Here is a 15,129-nt window from a genome sequence, read left to right on the forward strand (position 1 = left end):
TGGGGATTGGCGCATCCTTGATTGCGCTGGCGTGGACGGGGGTTGCGTCGGCGCAAACGACTCAGGCGGGTGACGACGACAAGGCGAAGACCGAGGCCTCCGTCGTCACGGGTGTGGCGGCATCGACCGACAGGATCGACGCCAAGCAGGAAAAGGTCGATCTCGGCGACGTGATCGTCACGGGCACGCGCATCGTGCGGCCGAACATGGAAAGCAATGCGCCGATCACCACGATCGACGCCACCTATCTGAAGGAGCGGGGGCTCGCCCGCGTCGAGGACGCGCTGGCGCAACTGCCGCAGGTCACGCCGATGCTGGGACTTCAGGGCCAGAGCTGGGACTCCGGCGCGGCGCCGGTCGGCCTGCGCAGTCTGGGGGCGGGCCGTACCCTGACGCTGCTCAACGGGCAGCGGATGGACAATGACGTCAATATCGTCCCCGGCGCGCTGATCGAGCGGATCGACATCATGACCGGCGGCGCATCGGCGGTCTATGGTTCGGACGCGATCGCGGGTGTCGTCAACTTCATCGTGAAGCGCAAGTTCAACGGCATCGCCTTCGATGGCGAGGTCAGCGGCTTCAACCACAACAACAACAATCCGTTGCTGGCCAAGGTGGCGCAGGAAGCGGGCTACACCTATCCGCGCGGCAGCTATCTGGGCGGCGGCAATTACTATGCGTCGCTGGCGGCCGGGCATTCGTTCCTGGACGACAAGGTCAATCTCAGCGCCTTCGCCACCTACAAGCGCGCCGACCCGATCCAGTACCGCAATCTGGACACGACCAACTGTCCGCTGCTGATGTTCGACCCGAACAAGGTGGAGGCAGGCAACACCAAGTGGACGTGCAACGGCACGACCTACAATCCGTACAGCTATTTCGGGATCAACAACCAGGACCTCACCAACGCACGCGATGGTTCGCGTAGCTTCCGCGCCTATGACGTGCAGGACGAGCAGCGCATCCAGCGTGTCGACGCGGTCCAGCGTCGCAACGAGCAGGTCAATGTCGGCGGCTTCCTGACCGCCGACCTGCCGGCGGGCATGCGGCTGAACGGCAGCTTCCTGTATAGCAGCATCGTCGAGCGTGGCGCCAATTCGATCGATGGCGGCATCTGGACGCCCAGCGCCCGCGTCAACTGCGACAATCCCTTCCTGGGGCAGCAGCAGGCCCAGGTGATCTGCGGCGCGGCGGCGGGCACGACGGCGCTCAGCGATCCGATTGCGGTGTCGCTGTTCCGGCCGGGCATGATCCAGAACTTCCGCAACACCACGGCCGATTGGCGCGGATCGTTGAATCTGTCGGGCATGATCGTCGACAAGATCCGCTTCGAGCTCAGCTATCAGCAGACCCGCAACATCATGCGGGGCTATGCGGACCATCTGCCGGCAGCGGACCAGGAAACCCGTATGGGGCGCGGTCTTCAGGTCCGTAACGTCAACGGCGTTCCGACCTGTCTGTCCAAGATCGACGGAAGCGATCCGACCTGCCAGCCGGTCGATGCCTTCTCGGTCAACTCGCCGGTCAGCGACGCGGTCTATAATTATCTGACCACCGATGGCAGCCGCCGCCAGCAGAACGATCTGCAGGTCATCAACGCCATCGTGTCGGGCACGCTGGAGGATTACGGGATCAAAAGCCCGTTTGCCGAAAGCGGCGTCGGCTTTGCGATCACCGGCGAATATCGCAAATATCGCAACCAGTCGAAGGGGATGGGCGCCTGGTCGAACTTCACGACGTTTGACGGCCGGACCAGCGTGAAGGAACTGGGCGGCGAAATCGATATCCCGCTGATCGAGAACAAGCCCTTCTTCAAGGAACTCAGCGTCAATGGCGGCTATCGGATTTCCGATTACGACGTCTATCAGTCGCTGGTGCATAGCTGGAAGGCGGAGGCGAGCTGGGCCCCCGTGGACGGCATCCGCTTCCGGGGCAGCTATAACCGCGCGGTGCGGGTCGGCGTGCTCCCGCGGCTGGAAGGCGAGAATCGCTATCCCAATTCGCTGATGCTCGACCTGTGCGCCCCGCCCCGTGCGTCCAGCGGCGCCAACACTGTCCAGCGTTACACCTTCGATCAGTGCTCGATCGGCATGACACGAGCACAATATGACGCGCTGACCAGCTATACGGGATGCAATTCACAGGGCTATTGCCCGACGACCCTGGTCAATGGCGGCAATCCCGGGCTGCAACCCGAACGTTCGCGCAGCAAGACGCTGGGCGTGGTGCTGCAACCGCGCGGCATCCCCGGTCTGTCCGCCACCGTCGACTGGTATGACATCGATATCCGTGGCGCCTTCGAATGGACGCGGATCGGTATGGCTTTCGACCAATGTTACAACAACAAGGTCGAGTTCTTCTGCCAGTTCTACAAGCGTGACCCGCAGTCCGGGCAGCTGCTCGTCGCCGATGCGCGGTACAACAACTCCGGCTATACCAAGACGCGGGGTATCGACTTCGGGGCCAACTATGCGCTCGATCCGAAACGTCTGGGGATTGCCGACAACATCGGCACCTTCGGCCTGAACTTCAACGGAACGCTGACTACCAAATATGAGCGGCAGTTCGCACCGGGCAACACACCCTGGTCGTGCCTGGGCTATTTCGGCTTCGCCTGCGTTGATCCGATGCCGCGCTGGCGCCATGTCGCCGGAGTGAATTGGCAGTTGCCATGGATCAAGGGCGGCGTCGGGTTCACCTGGCGCTATGTGGGGGGCACCAGCAATGCGAAGCTCTCGAAGAACTCGGTGCTGGCTGCCAAGGCGGGTGAGACCTATCCGCTGGTCCAGCGGATTCCGGCCTATAGCTATTTCGACTTCAACACCAATGTCACGCTGGTGAAGGGGATCGACGTACGCTTCAACGTCCAGAACATCTTCGACAAGGATCCGCCGCTGATCGGCGATGCCGCGACGGCTTCGAGCGGATCGTACTTCAACACCTTCCCGGCCTATTACACGGTACGGGGACGGACCCTGCGGGTCGGCATTTCCGCCCGCTTCTGATCGGGGATGGCCCGGAACCCTGGTTCCGGGCCATTTTCCTGTTCAGCGAAGACCGACCGGGATCGCGGCGGTGATATGGTCGGTCTCGGCGCTGGCGACCGGATAGGCGCAATAGTCGGCGGCGTAATAGGCGCTGGGGCGGTGATTGCCCGACCAGCCGATGCCCCCGAACGGCGCGCTCGACGCCGCGCCGTTGGTCGGGCGGTTCCAGTTGACGATCCCGGCGCGGATGCCGGTCCAGAATTGTTCGTACCGCTCGCGCGAGGGCGAAATCAGCGAGGCGGACAGGCCGTAGCGGGTGGCGTTGGCCTGTTCGATCGCCTGCCCGAAATCCTGCGCGCGCGAAACCTGCAGGATCGGGCCGAACAGCTCGTCATCGGGCCGCTCCGTCGCATCGGTCACGTCGAGGATCGCGGGGGTCAGCAGCGGCAGGCCGGGGGTAAGACGCGCCAGCGGGCGGACGACCGCCGCGCCGCTCGCGATCAACTCGTCGGCCCGTGCGAGAAGATGATCGGCCGCCGCATTGTCGATCACCGGCCCCATGAAGGGTGCCGGGTCATCATGCGGCGCGCCGACGATCAGTCGGTCGGTCAGCCGGGTTAGCGCCGCCATCACCGGATCGTAAAGCCGATCCTCGACGATCAGCCGCCGCCCCGCCGTGCAGCGCTGTCCAGCGGTGGTGAAGGCCGACTGGACGATCAGCGCGGCGGCGGCATCCGGGTCGGGATCGTCCCAGACAAGGATCGGGTTGTTGCCGCCCATCTCCAGCGCGAGGATCTTTTCCGGCCGCTCGGCGAACTGGCGGTTGAGCGCGATGCCGGTGCGCGCCGATCCGGTGAAGAGCAGCCCGTCGATACCCTCATGCCCCGCCAGCGCCCGCCCCTGGTCGGGTCCGCCGACCAGCAGCCGCACGACCCCGTCCGGCACGCCCGCCGCATGATAGCATTCGACCAGGAACGCCCCCGTCGCGGGCGTCTTTTCGGAGGGTTTGAACACCACCGCATTCCCGGCGAGGAGCGCGGGGACGATATGGCCATTGGGCAGGTGCGCCGGGAAATTATACGGCCCCAGCACCGCCAGCACCCCGTGCGGCCGGTGGCGCAGCGCCATGCGCCCGCCGCCCGGCTGGTCGGTGAAGCGCTCGCCCGCACGCTCGGCCTGCGCGGTGATCGAGATGGCGACCTTGGCGACCACGGTGTCGACCTCGGTCGTGGCCTCCCACAGCGGCTTACCGGTTTCGCGCGCGATCAGCTCGGCAAAGGCTGCGGCGCGCTCCCGCACCAGCTCGGCAAAGCGGCGGAGCGTGGCGATCCGCTCCGCCAGCGGGGTGGCCGCCCAGCCCGGCCATCCGGCACGCGCGGCGGCGACTTCGTGCGTGGCATCCCCGATCGGCAATTGGGCGATCAGCGCGCCGGTGGCGGGCTCATGGGTCGACAGGAACTGGGTCATGGCGGCGAGGCTAGGCCGTGCCGGGACCCCCGGCAAGCGCCGCGCCCATCGCGCGAATCCGCTCCACCTTGTCGTAGAGCGGCGTCCAGTCGTCCCGCTCGGCGATGGGCGCCCAGATCGCCTCGACCTCGTCGATCAGCATCGATTCGGGCGAGCCCTGCCAATAGGCGTGATCGCGGGCGCGTCGCGGCGCATAGGGCTCGATCAGGTCGCGGAGTGCGTCCCACGTCTCGTCATAATGATCGGGCACCGACCCGCCGAACAGGTCGAAATAGGTCCGGTCGATCGAGGCCTGGCTGGTGCGCAGCGCGCGCTCGAACGTCTGGATCAGCGCGCGGTCCTCGGTGGCCTCGCGCGGGGTGACGCCCAGCCGCCAGAGGATCGCCGCGACGATCGCCGTCTGATAGGTGGTGGCAAAGCCGTCGAGCGCCGCGATCAGCGGCTCGCTCTCGGCGATCAGGCGCAGGCTGGAGGCGAGCTGCATTACGTCCCATTGGATCGCCTCGGGCTGACGGCCCAGCGCATAGAGGCCGCTCTGGTCGAAATAGGCGGCGGTGAATTCGGGGTCCCAGACCGGGGCGAACCGCCATGGACCATAGTCGAAGCTCTCGCCCGTGACGTTGATATTGTCCGAATTCAGCACGCCATGGACGAAACCGGCGGCCATGTAGCGCGCGGCCAGGGTCGCGGTCCGCTCCGCCACCCACGTCAGCAGCCGGACGGGATCATCCGAATCCTCGCCATAGAAGTGACGCAGGGCATAGGCGACCAGCCGCTTCATCCCGGCCTCGTCGCGCTCGAAGGCGAGCCGCTGGAAACTGCCGATGCGGATATGGCCATGGCTCATCCGCACCATCACCGCCGAGCGGGTGGGGGAGGGTTCGTCGCCCCGGTGCAGCGCCTCGCCGGTCTCGATCAGCGACAGCGTGCGCGAGGTGGGGACGTTCAGCGCCTCCAGCATCTCGGTCGCCAGGATTTCGCGCACCCCGCCCTTCAGCGTCAGGCGACCATCGCCGAACCGGCTGTACGGCGTCTGCCCCGACCCCTTGGTGCCGAGTTCGAGCAGCCGGCCATCGGTCGCGGTCATCTGCGCGAAGGTGAAGCCGCGCCCGTCGCCCAGGTCGGAATTATACTGGCGGAACTGGTGCCCGTGATAACGCAGCGCGACCGGGCCGGGCAGCGTGTCGGGCAGCGGCTGGAACCGGCCGAGATGCGCGATCCATTCGTCGTCGGTCAGCGTGTCCAGCCCGATCTCCGCCGCCGCCCTGTCGTTGCGGAAGCGCAGGATGGTCTGCGGAAAGTCGGCGGGCGCCACCGGATCGGCGAGGATGTCGGCGATCCCGGTCAGGGCGCGGGCGGGGCGATAGGCTTGCGGGGAAACGGGCATGCCGCGATATGGAGGCGGCACCGGAGGACCTTCAAGCATGACGGCCTATGAGAATCGTTATTGGTGGTCGAAAGACGGGCTGCGGCTCCACGCACGGGACTATCCGGGGTCGGACGCGCTGCCCCCCGTCATCTGCCTGCCCGGCCTGACCCGCAACGCGCGCGATTTCGAAGGGCTGGCCGAGGCGCTGGCGGGCCGCGCGCGGGTGATCGCGGTCAGTTTCCGGGGGCGGGGCGAGAGCGCCTATGCCAAGGACCCGATGAGCTATGTGCCGCTCACCTATGTCCAGGATGTCGAGGCGATGCTGGACGAACTGGGCATCGGCCGGTTCGTCGCGGTCGGCACCTCGCTGGGTGGGATCGTGACCATGGTGCTGGCGGCGACCGCGCGCGGGCGGCTGGCGGGCGCGGTGCTCAACGATATCGGGCCGGAGATCGAGGCGGCGGGACTGGCGCGCATTCGCGGCTATGTCGGCAGGGGGCAGAGCTTCCCGACCTGGCTCCACGCCGCGCGCTGCGTCCAGGAAACCAATGAGGACATCTATCCCGGCTGGGGCGTCGAGGACTGGCTGGCCATGGCCAAGCGCACCCACCGCCTGACCAGTGCGGGGCGGATCGTCCTCGATTATGACCTGAAGATCGCCGAGCCGTTCCGCGTGCCCAATACCGAGGGCGGACCCGATATGTGGGCCGCGCTCGACGCGTTGAACGGCGTGCCGACGCTAGTCGTGCGCGGCGAGCGGTCGGACATATTGAGCGCGGGCGTGGCGGCGCGCATGGCGGCGCGCCTGTCGCCGTCCGAGCTGGTGACGGTGCCGGGCGTTGGCCACACGCCGCTGCTGACCGAGCCGGAGGCGCTTGCGGGGATCGGCCGGTTGCTCGACCGGGTGGCGGGTTAGGGGGGCGCTTTCAAAACCCGGCAGCACCATCCCGGCGAAGGCCGGGATCCAGTTGGGTAAGCACTGCTGATCCGATCCCGTCGTGCCGCAACTGGACCCCGGCCTTCGCCGGGGTGGTGCATGGTCGGGGCAGGGACTGACGATCGCGACGACGCTTGGTTGTTCGGGAAAAGACGAGTGCTGGGCGGCGCGAGTGGTTTTCAACTTTCCCGATGCCCGCTAATCCGGCGGGCATGGCCCGTTCGCTCCACATCCTCCACCTGCATTCCTCTTTCTCGCTGGGCGGCAAGGAGGCGCGGGCGGTCGCGCTGATGAATGCGTTCGGCGATGCCGCGAAGCACACCATCGTCTCGGGGCTGCCCGACGAACTCGGCGCGCGCGATGCGATCGCCAGGGGGATCCGCTACGAGATCGCGCAGGATGCGCCGCCGCTGACCGGCAAGCCCTCGGTCAAGCGTTACGAGGCGATCGCGGCCTATATGCGCCGCTTCGATCTGGTGCTGACCTATAATTGGGGGGCGATCGACGGGGTGATGGCGCGCCGCGTCTATGCCAAGGGCGCGCCGCCGCTGGTCCATCACGAGGACGGGTTCAACGCCGACGAGGCGCGCGGGTTGAAGCTGGAGCGCAACATCTATCGCCGCATCGCCCTGTCGGCGGCGGATGCGCTGGCGGTGCCCAGCCATGTGCTGGAGGGGATTGCGCGCACCACCTGGAAACAGCCCGCCGAGCGGGTGCATCGCATCCCCAACGGCATCAACACCGCGCTCTATGCCCGCGACCCCGAGCCCAAGGCGATCCCCGGCTTCGTCCGCCAGCCCAAGGAGGTGGTCGTCGGCGCGCTGGCGGGCCTGCGCGTCGTCAAGAACCTGCCGATGCTGGTCCGCGCGATGGGCGGCATCGCCGGGCGCTTCCGGCTGGTGATCGTGGGCGAGGGGCCGGAGCGCGCGACCATCCAGCAGGCCGCCGCCGCGATGGGCATCGCCGACCGGCTGGTCATGCCGGGCTTTCTCGACCGCCCCTATCGCTTCATCCGGCATTTCGACATCGTCGCTTTGTCCTCGCTGTCCGAACAGGCGCCGATCTCGGTGCTGGAGGGGATGGCGGCGGGCCTGCCCATCGCCTCGCTGCCGGTGGGCGACGTGGCGTCGATGGTGTCGGAGGCCAATCAGCCGTTCATCACCGACCATCCCAACGAGGTGCGCCTGCGCGACGTGATCCAGGCGCTGATCCTCAATCCCGATCACCGCGCGGCGGCGGGCGCGGCCAACCAGGCGCGGGCGCGGGCCGAATTCGACGAAAGCCTGATGGTCGCGCGCTACAAGGCCCTGTACGAAAAGGTGCTGGGCCGACCGGGCGCGCTCGGCTGATCCGCCATGGAGCGTCGTACCGGGCCGTGCCGTTAATTCCCGCTCGCTAAGCGATCCTAACACGCTATATGAGGCCCTTTAGGACAGACAAGGTAACGACGTGTTCAAAGGCTTGAGCCCCATCCTGTACAACGGCCGCGAGGTATGGCCGCTGATCGAAGGCGGGAAGGGCGTCGCCGCCACCAACCACGCCTCGGCGGGGGCCTGGGCTGCGGCTGGCGGCGTCGGCACCGTCTCGGCGGTCAATGCCGACAGCTATGATGCCGATGGCAAGATCATTCCCCAGATCTACCGCGCGCTGACCCGGCGCGAGCGGCACGAGGAACTGATCGAATATGCCATCGAGGGCGCGGTCCAGCAGGTGAAGCGCGCCTGGGACATTGCCGGTGGCAAGGGCGCGATCAACATCAACGTGCTGTGGGAAATGGGCGGCGCGCAGCGGGTGCTGGAAGGCGTGCTGGCACGCACCAAGGGCCTGGTCGCGGGCGTCACCTGCGGCGCCGGCATGCCCTATAAGCTGTCCGAGATCGCGGCGCATCACCAGGTCAGCTATCTGCCGATCGTCTCCTCGGGCCGCGCCTTCCGCGCGCTGTGGAAGCGGGCCTATTCCAAGGCGTCGGAGTGGCTGGCGGCGGTGGTCTATGAGGATCCCTGGCTGGCGGGCGGCCATAACGGCCTGTCCAACGCCGAAGACCCGTTGCAGCCCCAGGACCCCTATCCGCGCGTGAAGGCGCTGCGCGATACGATGCGCGAGGGCGGGATTTCGGACGAGGTGCCGATCGTGATGGCGGGCGGCGTCTGGTACCTGCGCGACTGGAACGACTGGATCGACAATCCCGAGCTCGGCAAGATCGCCTTCCAGTTCGGCACGCGGCCCTTGCTGACCCAGGAAAGCCCGATTCCCGAAGAGTGGAAGCAGCGGCTGATGACGATCGAGCAGGGCGATGTCCTTCTCCATCGCTTCTCGCCGACCGGCTTTTATTCCAGCGCGGTGCGCAATCCCTTCCTGCGCAACCTGGAGGCCCGCTCGGACCGCCAGATCGCCTTCTCGACCCAGGAAGCGGGCGACCATGTCTTCCAGCTCGACGTGGGCGTGAAGGGCAAGAATTTCTGGGTGACCAAGGGCGACCTGCTGCGCGCGCGCGAGTGGTTCGGCAGCGGCTTCACCATGGCGCTGAAGACCCCCGACAATACGCTGGTCTTCGTGACGCCCGAGGAAGCCAAGGAAATCCGCAAGGATCAGGCCGACTGCATGGGTTGCCTGTCGCAATGCCTGTTCTCCAGCTGGGCCGACAGCGAAACCAACTCGACCGGCCGCCTGGCCGATCCGCGCAGCTTCTGCATCCAGAAGACGTTGCAGGAGATCGCGCATGGCGGCGATGTCGAGCAGAACCTGATGTTCGCGGGCCACGCGGCCTATAACTTCAAGCGCGATCCCTTCTACTCCAACGGATTCGTGCCGACCGTGAAGCAGCTGGTCGACCGCATCCTGACCGGCGACTGATCGCCGTCATGACGCCGGAGCTTCGCGCGACATTGCAAGGTGTCGCGCGGGCGATGGCGGTGTTTCCCGAAGGCTGGTGGATCATCGGCAGCGCGGCGGTCCTGCTGCACGGGGTCGAGGCCGGGCGGGTGAACGATATCGATCTGCTGATCGATATGTCGCTGGCCGAGGCGGTGCTGGAGCGGCTGGGCATCACGCCGCTGACCCTGCCGCCCGATCCGCAGTTTCGTTCGGCCGTTTTCGCACGGTCCGAGGCCTGGCCCGTTCCGGTCGAGGTGATGGCGGGATTTCAGGTCAAGGCCGGGGGGCGCTGGCGGCGGGTGGCGCCGCTTTCCCGGCATCGGGTCACGGTCGACGATGGCGTGCTGTTCCTACCCGATCGGGACGAACTTCTGTCGCTGTTCCATCTCTTCGGGCGGTCCAAGGACGCCCCGCGCATCGCGGCGCTCAAGCGGGCGGGAGCTAGGCCGAGCCCGGCCTCTCCCGCCCGATAGGATCAGTCGGCGACGGTGCCGACCACCGCGCCCGCCGTGCCGCCAACGGCCGCGCCCTTTTCCACGCTACCCCCGGTCGCCGCCGCGACCCCTGCGCCCCCGGCACCGCCGATCGCGGCCCCCTTCAGCGTCGAACAGGCCGACATGGAGAAGGCGGTCGCGGCAAGGGTCAGACCAATAGCCAGCTTTTTCATGGGGGTAGCTCCTGTTGTGATGACAGGAGGGGAATGCGGCGGCCCGATGACGGTTCCGCGCCGCAACATTTTGACATGGATGGCAAGAGGCTGACGCCGCCGGTCCGAATGGGTACGGGTGAAGGACATGAGCCGCATCGGAGCAATCGATCTCGTGGGAGGCTCACCGGAATCGAACAGATCGGCGCGATATGCCGTCATGCCTTTCTGTCCCTCGCCCCTCGCAGAGGGGAGAGGGTTGCGCAGACTTGGTCTTTGCGAAAGCAAAGGCTTAGTCGGAGCTGGGTGAGGGGTGAGCGCGCAGCGCGCGGGCCGAAGGCTCGCTCGACCCCTCACCCAAGCTGCGCTAACCAGCTCCGCTATCCCTCCCTGTCCAGGGGAGAGGGGGGAGGCCCGAGGCCTACAGCCACCCCTCCAGCACCTGATCGGGCGGGCGGTGGCCGTCGGCCCAGCTGCGGATATTGGCGATGACCCGATCGCCCGATGCCATGCGGCCCTCCAGCGTCGCCGAGCCCATATGCGGGGTCAGCACGACATTGGGCAATGCCAGCAGCCGTGGGTTGATCTCGGGCTCGTGCCGCCACACGTCCAGCCCCGCGCCCGCCAGCCGCCCGGCCTCCAGCGCGTCGACCAGCGCGTCCTCGTCGACGATGCCGCCCCGGCTGGCGTTGATGAGATAGACATGGCTGCGCATCAGGCCGATCCGGCGGCGGTCGATCAGGTCGTGGCTGTCGGCGTTGAGCGGCGTATGGATCGACACGATATCGACCGCGCCCAGCATCGTGTCGAGGTCGCCATACCAGCTCGCGCCCAGCTCCGCTTCGATGCTGGCGGGCAGGCGGCGGCGGTTGTGATAGTGGATCGACAGGCCGAAGGCCCGCGCGCGCCGCGCCACCGCCTGCCCGATCCGGCCCATGCCGACGATGCCCAGCGCCTTGCCGCCGATCCGGTGGCCCAGCATCCCGCCGGGACTCCAGCCCTTCCACGCGCCCGAGCGGACCAGCTTTTCCCCTTCGGGCAGGCGACGCGGCACCGACAGGATCAGCGCCATCGTCATGTCGGCCGTGTCCTCGGTCAGGACGCCCGGCGTGTTGGTGACGATGATGCCGCGCGTGCGGGCGGCCTTCAGGTCGATATGGTTCACGCCCGCGCCGAAATTGGCGATCAGCTTCAATCGGGGCCCGGCGCGCGCGATGAGGTCGGCATCGATCGCGTCGGTGACGGTCGGGACCAGCACGTCGCAATCCGCCACCGCCTCGGTCAGTTTCGCGCGGTCCCACTTCTCGTCGCTGCGGTTGAGGCGCGTGTCGAACAGCGCGGCCATCCGGTCCATGATCGGATCGGGCAGTTCGCGGGTGACGACCACCCTGGGGTTCAGGCAGCGGCGCGGATCGACCATGGCCAAGGGATTGGGCCAAGCCCGCCGGTCCGTCAACCGGCGATCCCGCGCCAGCCGTCCCTCGCCACCCGTGCGAACACGGTTGAAGCGCCCCCCCGCCTCGGCGTAGAGCCGGGGGCGGGGGCGAATTGAAGGAATTATGATGCGCAGGTCCATGTTCGGACTGGCTTTGATGGCGGTGTTCCTGTCCGCCGGACCGATCGCCCCGGCGGCGATCGCCGCGCCCGAAAAACGCGCCATGCCCTATTATGGCTCGATCGGCGCGTCGCTGGCGCGGATGCGGACCGGCCCGGCGCGCGCCTATCCCGCCAGCTGGACCTATCGCCGCCCCGATTTGCCGGTGAAGGTCGTCGCCGCGTTCAAGGAATGGCGCAAGGTGCAGGACCCCGACGGCACCGAGGGGTGGATGCTGGCGGTCCTGCTGCGCAACACCCGCACCGCGATCGTGCGCGGCGCCGAGCCGTTGCCGATGCGGTCGGCCCCCAATGAGACCGCCAAGACGCTGTGGCGCGCCGCGCCGGGCGTGGTCGGGCGGATCAGCGAGTGCAATGGCGGCTGGTGTCGGCTGGACGTGAAGGGGCAGGCGGGGTTCGTACCGGTGGGGTCGATCTGGGGCGTCGAGCCGGGGGAGGTCGTTCCTTAGGGGGGAGGGGCGGAGGGGGCGGTCTCTGCGAGGCACCTTGCCCTCCCCCATCCCCTCCCGCTTGCGGGAGGGGAGAGGCTTGGGGATGGCGCTGGACCCCGATCGCCGCGTGCCGTTTTCGGGACGCTGTGAAGGATTCGTTCGTTCGCTGCCAGGCACGCCCCTCCCGCAAGCGGGAGGGGATGGGGGAGGGCAGGCCGCAGGCGATGGTCTCAGTGAGACTCCTGCCCTTCTTCTCTTCCGCCCGCGATAGCGAGGCGAAAGCAGCCCTATATCAACTCCACCGCCATCGCGGTCGCCTCGCCGCCACCGATGCACAATGACGCGACACCCCGCCGCGCACCCTGGGTTTCGAGCGCCGAAAGCAGCGTCGCCAGCACCCGCGCGCCGCTGGCGCCGATCGGATGGCCCAACGCACAGGCGCCGCCATGGACGTTCAGCCGGTCGTGCGACAAACCCATGTCGTGCATCGGGATCATCGCAACGGCGGCAAAGGCCTCGTTGACCTCGTAGAGATCGGCATCGCCCGTCGACCAGCCCGCGCGTTCCAGCGCCTTGCGCATCGCAAAGACCGGCGCGGTGGTGAAGCGGGCGGGGGCATGGGCATGGGCGGCCTGCGCCACGACCCGCGCGATCGGGGTCAGGCCCAGCCGCTCCGCGACGCTCGCCCGCGTCATGACCAGCGCCGCCGCGCCGTCCGAGATGGACGAGGCATTGGCCGCCGTGATCGTCCCGTCCTTGGAGAAAGCGGGCTTGAGCGTCGGGATCTTGGCGGCATCGCCCTTGGCGGGCTGTTCGTCGCTCGCGACCTGTTCCTCGCCCTTGCGGGTCTTGACCGTGACCGGCACGATCTCGCGGTCGAACGCGCCCGAAGCCTGCGCCGCCTTGGCGCGTTCCAGCGAGGCGATGGCGAAATCATCCTGCGCCGCCCGCGTGAACTGATAATCCTGTGCGGCCTCCTCGGCGAAATGCCCCATCAGCCGCCCGCGCTCATAGGCGTCCTCCAGCCCGTCGAGGAACATATGGTCGTAGAGCGTGTCATGCCCGATCCGCGCGCCGCCCCGATGCTTGTGGCTGAGATAGGGCGCGTTCGTCATGCTCTCCATGCCCCCCGCGACGATCAGATCGGCCGAGCCCGCCGCCAGCGCCTCGGCCGCCATGATCGCGGCCTGCATCCCCGATCCGCACATCTTGTTGACCGTCGTCGCCTCGACCTGCTCGCCCAGTCCCGCGAAGATCGCCGCCTGCCGCGCGGGCGCCTGGCCGAGCCCGGCGGGGAGGACGCAGCCCATATGGATGCGCTCGATCGCCGAGGGATCGACGCCGGCACGCTCGACCGCGCCCTTGACGGCGGCGGCGCCCAGTTGCGTCGCGGACAGGCCCGACAGGCTGCCCTGGAACGACCCTATGGGGGTGCGGGCATAGGACAGGATGACGATGGAATCCGTCATGGCGGCATGCTCTCCGTGATCTGTAGTTTTGCTGCGGCCTTACGCCTTTTGCCCGTGGCGCGCAAAGGGGCGGGCGGTTAGGGGCGGGGGCATGACGTTCGGGGCGGCATCGGGACTTTGGGCCGGTATCTATGGGCTGGCGGGAGCGATCGCCGGGTCGTTCGTCGCGGCGCTGGTGCTGCGCTGGCTGGACGACCGGTCGGTGCTGCGCGGGCGATCGGCCTGTGACGGCTGCGGCGCGCCGCTGCGTCCCTGGGAACTGGTGCCGATCCTGAGCGCGCTGGCGCTGCGGGGACGCTGCGCCCGGTGCGGGACGCGGATCGATCCGGTCCATTTCCGGATCGAATCGTTGGCCGCGCTGATCGGTGCGGCGGCGGGGTGGGTGGCCGGGCCGGATGGCTGGACCGGCGCGCTGTTCGGCTGGTCGCTGCTGGCGCTGGGCGCGCTCGATGCGATGGCGCTGTGGCTGCCCGACCGGTTGACCGCCTGGCTGGCGGGCGCGGGGCTGCTGACCGGCGCGCTGGGTCTTGCGCCGTCGCTGGGGGACCGGATCGTCGGCGGGCTGGCGGGGTTCGGGACGCTCTGGGCCATCGCCGCCTCGTATCGTCGCTGGCGGGGGCGTGAGGGGATGGGGGGCGGCGACCCCAAGCTGATGGGTGCGATCGGGCTGTGGCTGGGCTGGCGGATGCTGCCCGCCCTGCTGCTGGCGGCATGCGTGATCGGGCTGGGCCATGTCGCGTTTCGCCGCCTGTCGGGCAAGCGGATCGCCGGGGACGATATGGTGCCGCTGGGGCTGTTGCTGGCCATCGCCGCTTACCCGAGCTGGCTGTTGATGATAGCATCGGCGCCATGATGTCGCCGCTCCTCGCCCTGGCGCTGATCCAAGCGCCGCCAGCCGCTCCGCCGGTGCTCGGCACCCTGCCGCGCCAGCAACTGCCCGAACGGGGATGCGCCGCCTATCTGTGGACGGTGCAGGATCAGCGGCTGGTCGCCATGGCGGAGCCCGCCCGGCTGCGCATCCTGGTCGACGGGACTGTCCGCGACCTGCCTGCCGCCGAGGGAAGCGGGGCGGGGACGCTGGGGTTCGCCGACAGCACCCGCTTTGCCGGGGGCGGATGGACCGCCACCCTGTCGATGACCATCGCGCAGCGCGAAACGCTTCAGGACGGGGCGATCGTCTCCGACGCGACGCTGCGGATCGGGCGCGACGGACAGGATGAGATCGCCGTGCCGGTCGGCGGGCTGGTGGGATGTACGCCCGCCGCGCGGTGAGAAGTGAACTGTAGGGGGAACTCCAACTGACCTTCTGGCGTTGACGGGATAGTGGGGGATCGA

General features: G+C 67.9%; 13 protein-coding genes. 8 read left to right on the forward strand and 5 right to left on the reverse strand.

The genetic code is table 11. From position 1 onward, the window contains the following. Nucleotides 1-17: 17 nt before the first annotated feature. Nucleotides 18-3,005 carry a TonB-dependent receptor domain-containing protein gene (locus QE360_RS10645; RefSeq protein WP_309701411.1) on the forward strand — a complete coding sequence of 996 codons (2,988 nt, stop codon included), beginning with the start codon at nt 18-20 and terminating at the stop codon, nt 3,003-3,005. Between the two features lie 42 nt (nt 3,006-3,047). Here the strand turns inward: QE360_RS10645 and astD are convergent, their stop codons facing one another. Then, on the reverse strand, nt 3,048-4,454 hold the full coding sequence (gene astD, locus QE360_RS10650) for a succinylglutamate-semialdehyde dehydrogenase (RefSeq protein WP_309701413.1): 1,407 nt from the start codon (nt 4,452-4,454) through the stop codon (nt 3,048-3,050). A 10-nt stretch (nt 4,455-4,464) separates the two neighbouring features. Then, the gene (locus QE360_RS10655) at nt 4,465-5,841 is read right to left on the reverse strand and encodes a protein adenylyltransferase SelO family protein (protein ID WP_309701416.1); all 1,377 of its coding nucleotides are present in this window, start codon (nt 5,839-5,841) and stop codon (nt 4,465-4,467) included. Nucleotides 5,842-5,878: 37 nt separating this feature from the next. On the opposite strand from QE360_RS10655, the gene QE360_RS10660 reads away from it, so the two are divergent. From QE360_RS10660 to QE360_RS10675, 4 genes are all read left to right on the forward strand, one after another. Next, nucleotides 5,879-6,739, forward strand: coding sequence for an alpha/beta hydrolase (locus tag QE360_RS10660; RefSeq protein ID WP_309701418.1), 861 nt, complete (start codon nt 5,879-5,881; stop codon nt 6,737-6,739). Between the two features lie 233 nt (nt 6,740-6,972). Continuing rightward, complete coding sequence (locus QE360_RS10665) at nt 6,973-8,109, forward strand: glycosyltransferase (RefSeq protein ID WP_309701420.1); 1,137 nt, start codon at nt 6,973-6,975, stop codon at nt 8,107-8,109. A gap of 100 nt (nt 8,110-8,209) precedes the next feature. After that, nucleotides 8,210-9,613 (forward strand): nitronate monooxygenase family protein, encoded by a 1,404-nt coding sequence (locus QE360_RS10670; RefSeq protein ID WP_307100252.1) that lies wholly within the window; start codon nt 8,210-8,212, stop codon nt 9,611-9,613. A gap of 8 nt (nt 9,614-9,621) precedes the next feature. Next, nucleotides 9,622-10,107, forward strand: a complete 486-nt coding sequence (locus QE360_RS10675) for a hypothetical protein (protein ID WP_309701424.1) — start codon at nt 9,622-9,624, stop codon at nt 10,105-10,107. A 2-nt stretch (nt 10,108-10,109) separates the two neighbouring features. On the opposite strand, the gene QE360_RS10680 is transcribed toward QE360_RS10675, so the two are convergent. Together QE360_RS10680 and QE360_RS10685 are read right to left on the reverse strand one after the other, a co-directional pair. Further along, complete coding sequence (locus tag QE360_RS10680; protein WP_307100247.1) at nt 10,110-10,301, reverse strand: hypothetical protein; 192 nt, start codon at nt 10,299-10,301, stop codon at nt 10,110-10,112. A 400-nt stretch (nt 10,302-10,701) separates the two neighbouring features. Continuing rightward, on the reverse strand, nt 10,702-11,700 hold the full coding sequence (locus tag QE360_RS10685; RefSeq protein ID WP_309704136.1) for a D-glycerate dehydrogenase: 999 nt from the start codon (nt 11,698-11,700) through the stop codon (nt 10,702-10,704). 154 nt (nt 11,701-11,854) lie between these two features. Here QE360_RS10685 and QE360_RS10690 point away from each other — a divergent pair, with 154 nt between their 5' ends. Continuing rightward, on the forward strand, nt 11,855-12,343 hold the full coding sequence (locus QE360_RS10690; protein ID WP_309696828.1) for an SH3 domain-containing protein: 489 nt from the start codon (nt 11,855-11,857) through the stop codon (nt 12,341-12,343). Between the two features lie 269 nt (nt 12,344-12,612). On the opposite strand, the gene QE360_RS10695 is transcribed toward QE360_RS10690, so the two are convergent. Beyond that, the gene (locus tag QE360_RS10695; RefSeq protein ID WP_309701425.1) at nt 12,613-13,794 is read right to left on the reverse strand and encodes an acetyl-CoA C-acyltransferase; all 1,182 of its coding nucleotides are present in this window, start codon (nt 13,792-13,794) and stop codon (nt 12,613-12,615) included. 91 nt (nt 13,795-13,885) lie between these two features. Between QE360_RS10695 and QE360_RS10700 the strand changes: the two genes are divergently transcribed. Together QE360_RS10700 and QE360_RS10705 are read left to right on the forward strand one after the other, a co-directional pair. Further along, nucleotides 13,886-14,647 (forward strand): A24 family peptidase, encoded by a 762-nt coding sequence (locus tag QE360_RS10700; protein ID WP_309701428.1) that lies wholly within the window; start codon nt 13,886-13,888, stop codon nt 14,645-14,647. Next, entirely contained in the window at nt 14,644-15,066 is a 423-nt protein-coding gene (locus QE360_RS10705) for a hypothetical protein (protein ID WP_309701430.1), read from the forward strand. The genes QE360_RS10700 and QE360_RS10705 overlap by 4 nt, the downstream gene beginning before the upstream one ends. Nucleotides 15,067-15,129: the final 63 nt, after the last annotated feature.

The sequence above is a fragment of the Sphingomonas sp. SORGH_AS_0789 genome, from assembly GCF_031453055.1.
In the GTDB taxonomy this organism is placed as follows: Bacteria; Pseudomonadota; Alphaproteobacteria; order Sphingomonadales; family Sphingomonadaceae; genus Sphingomonas.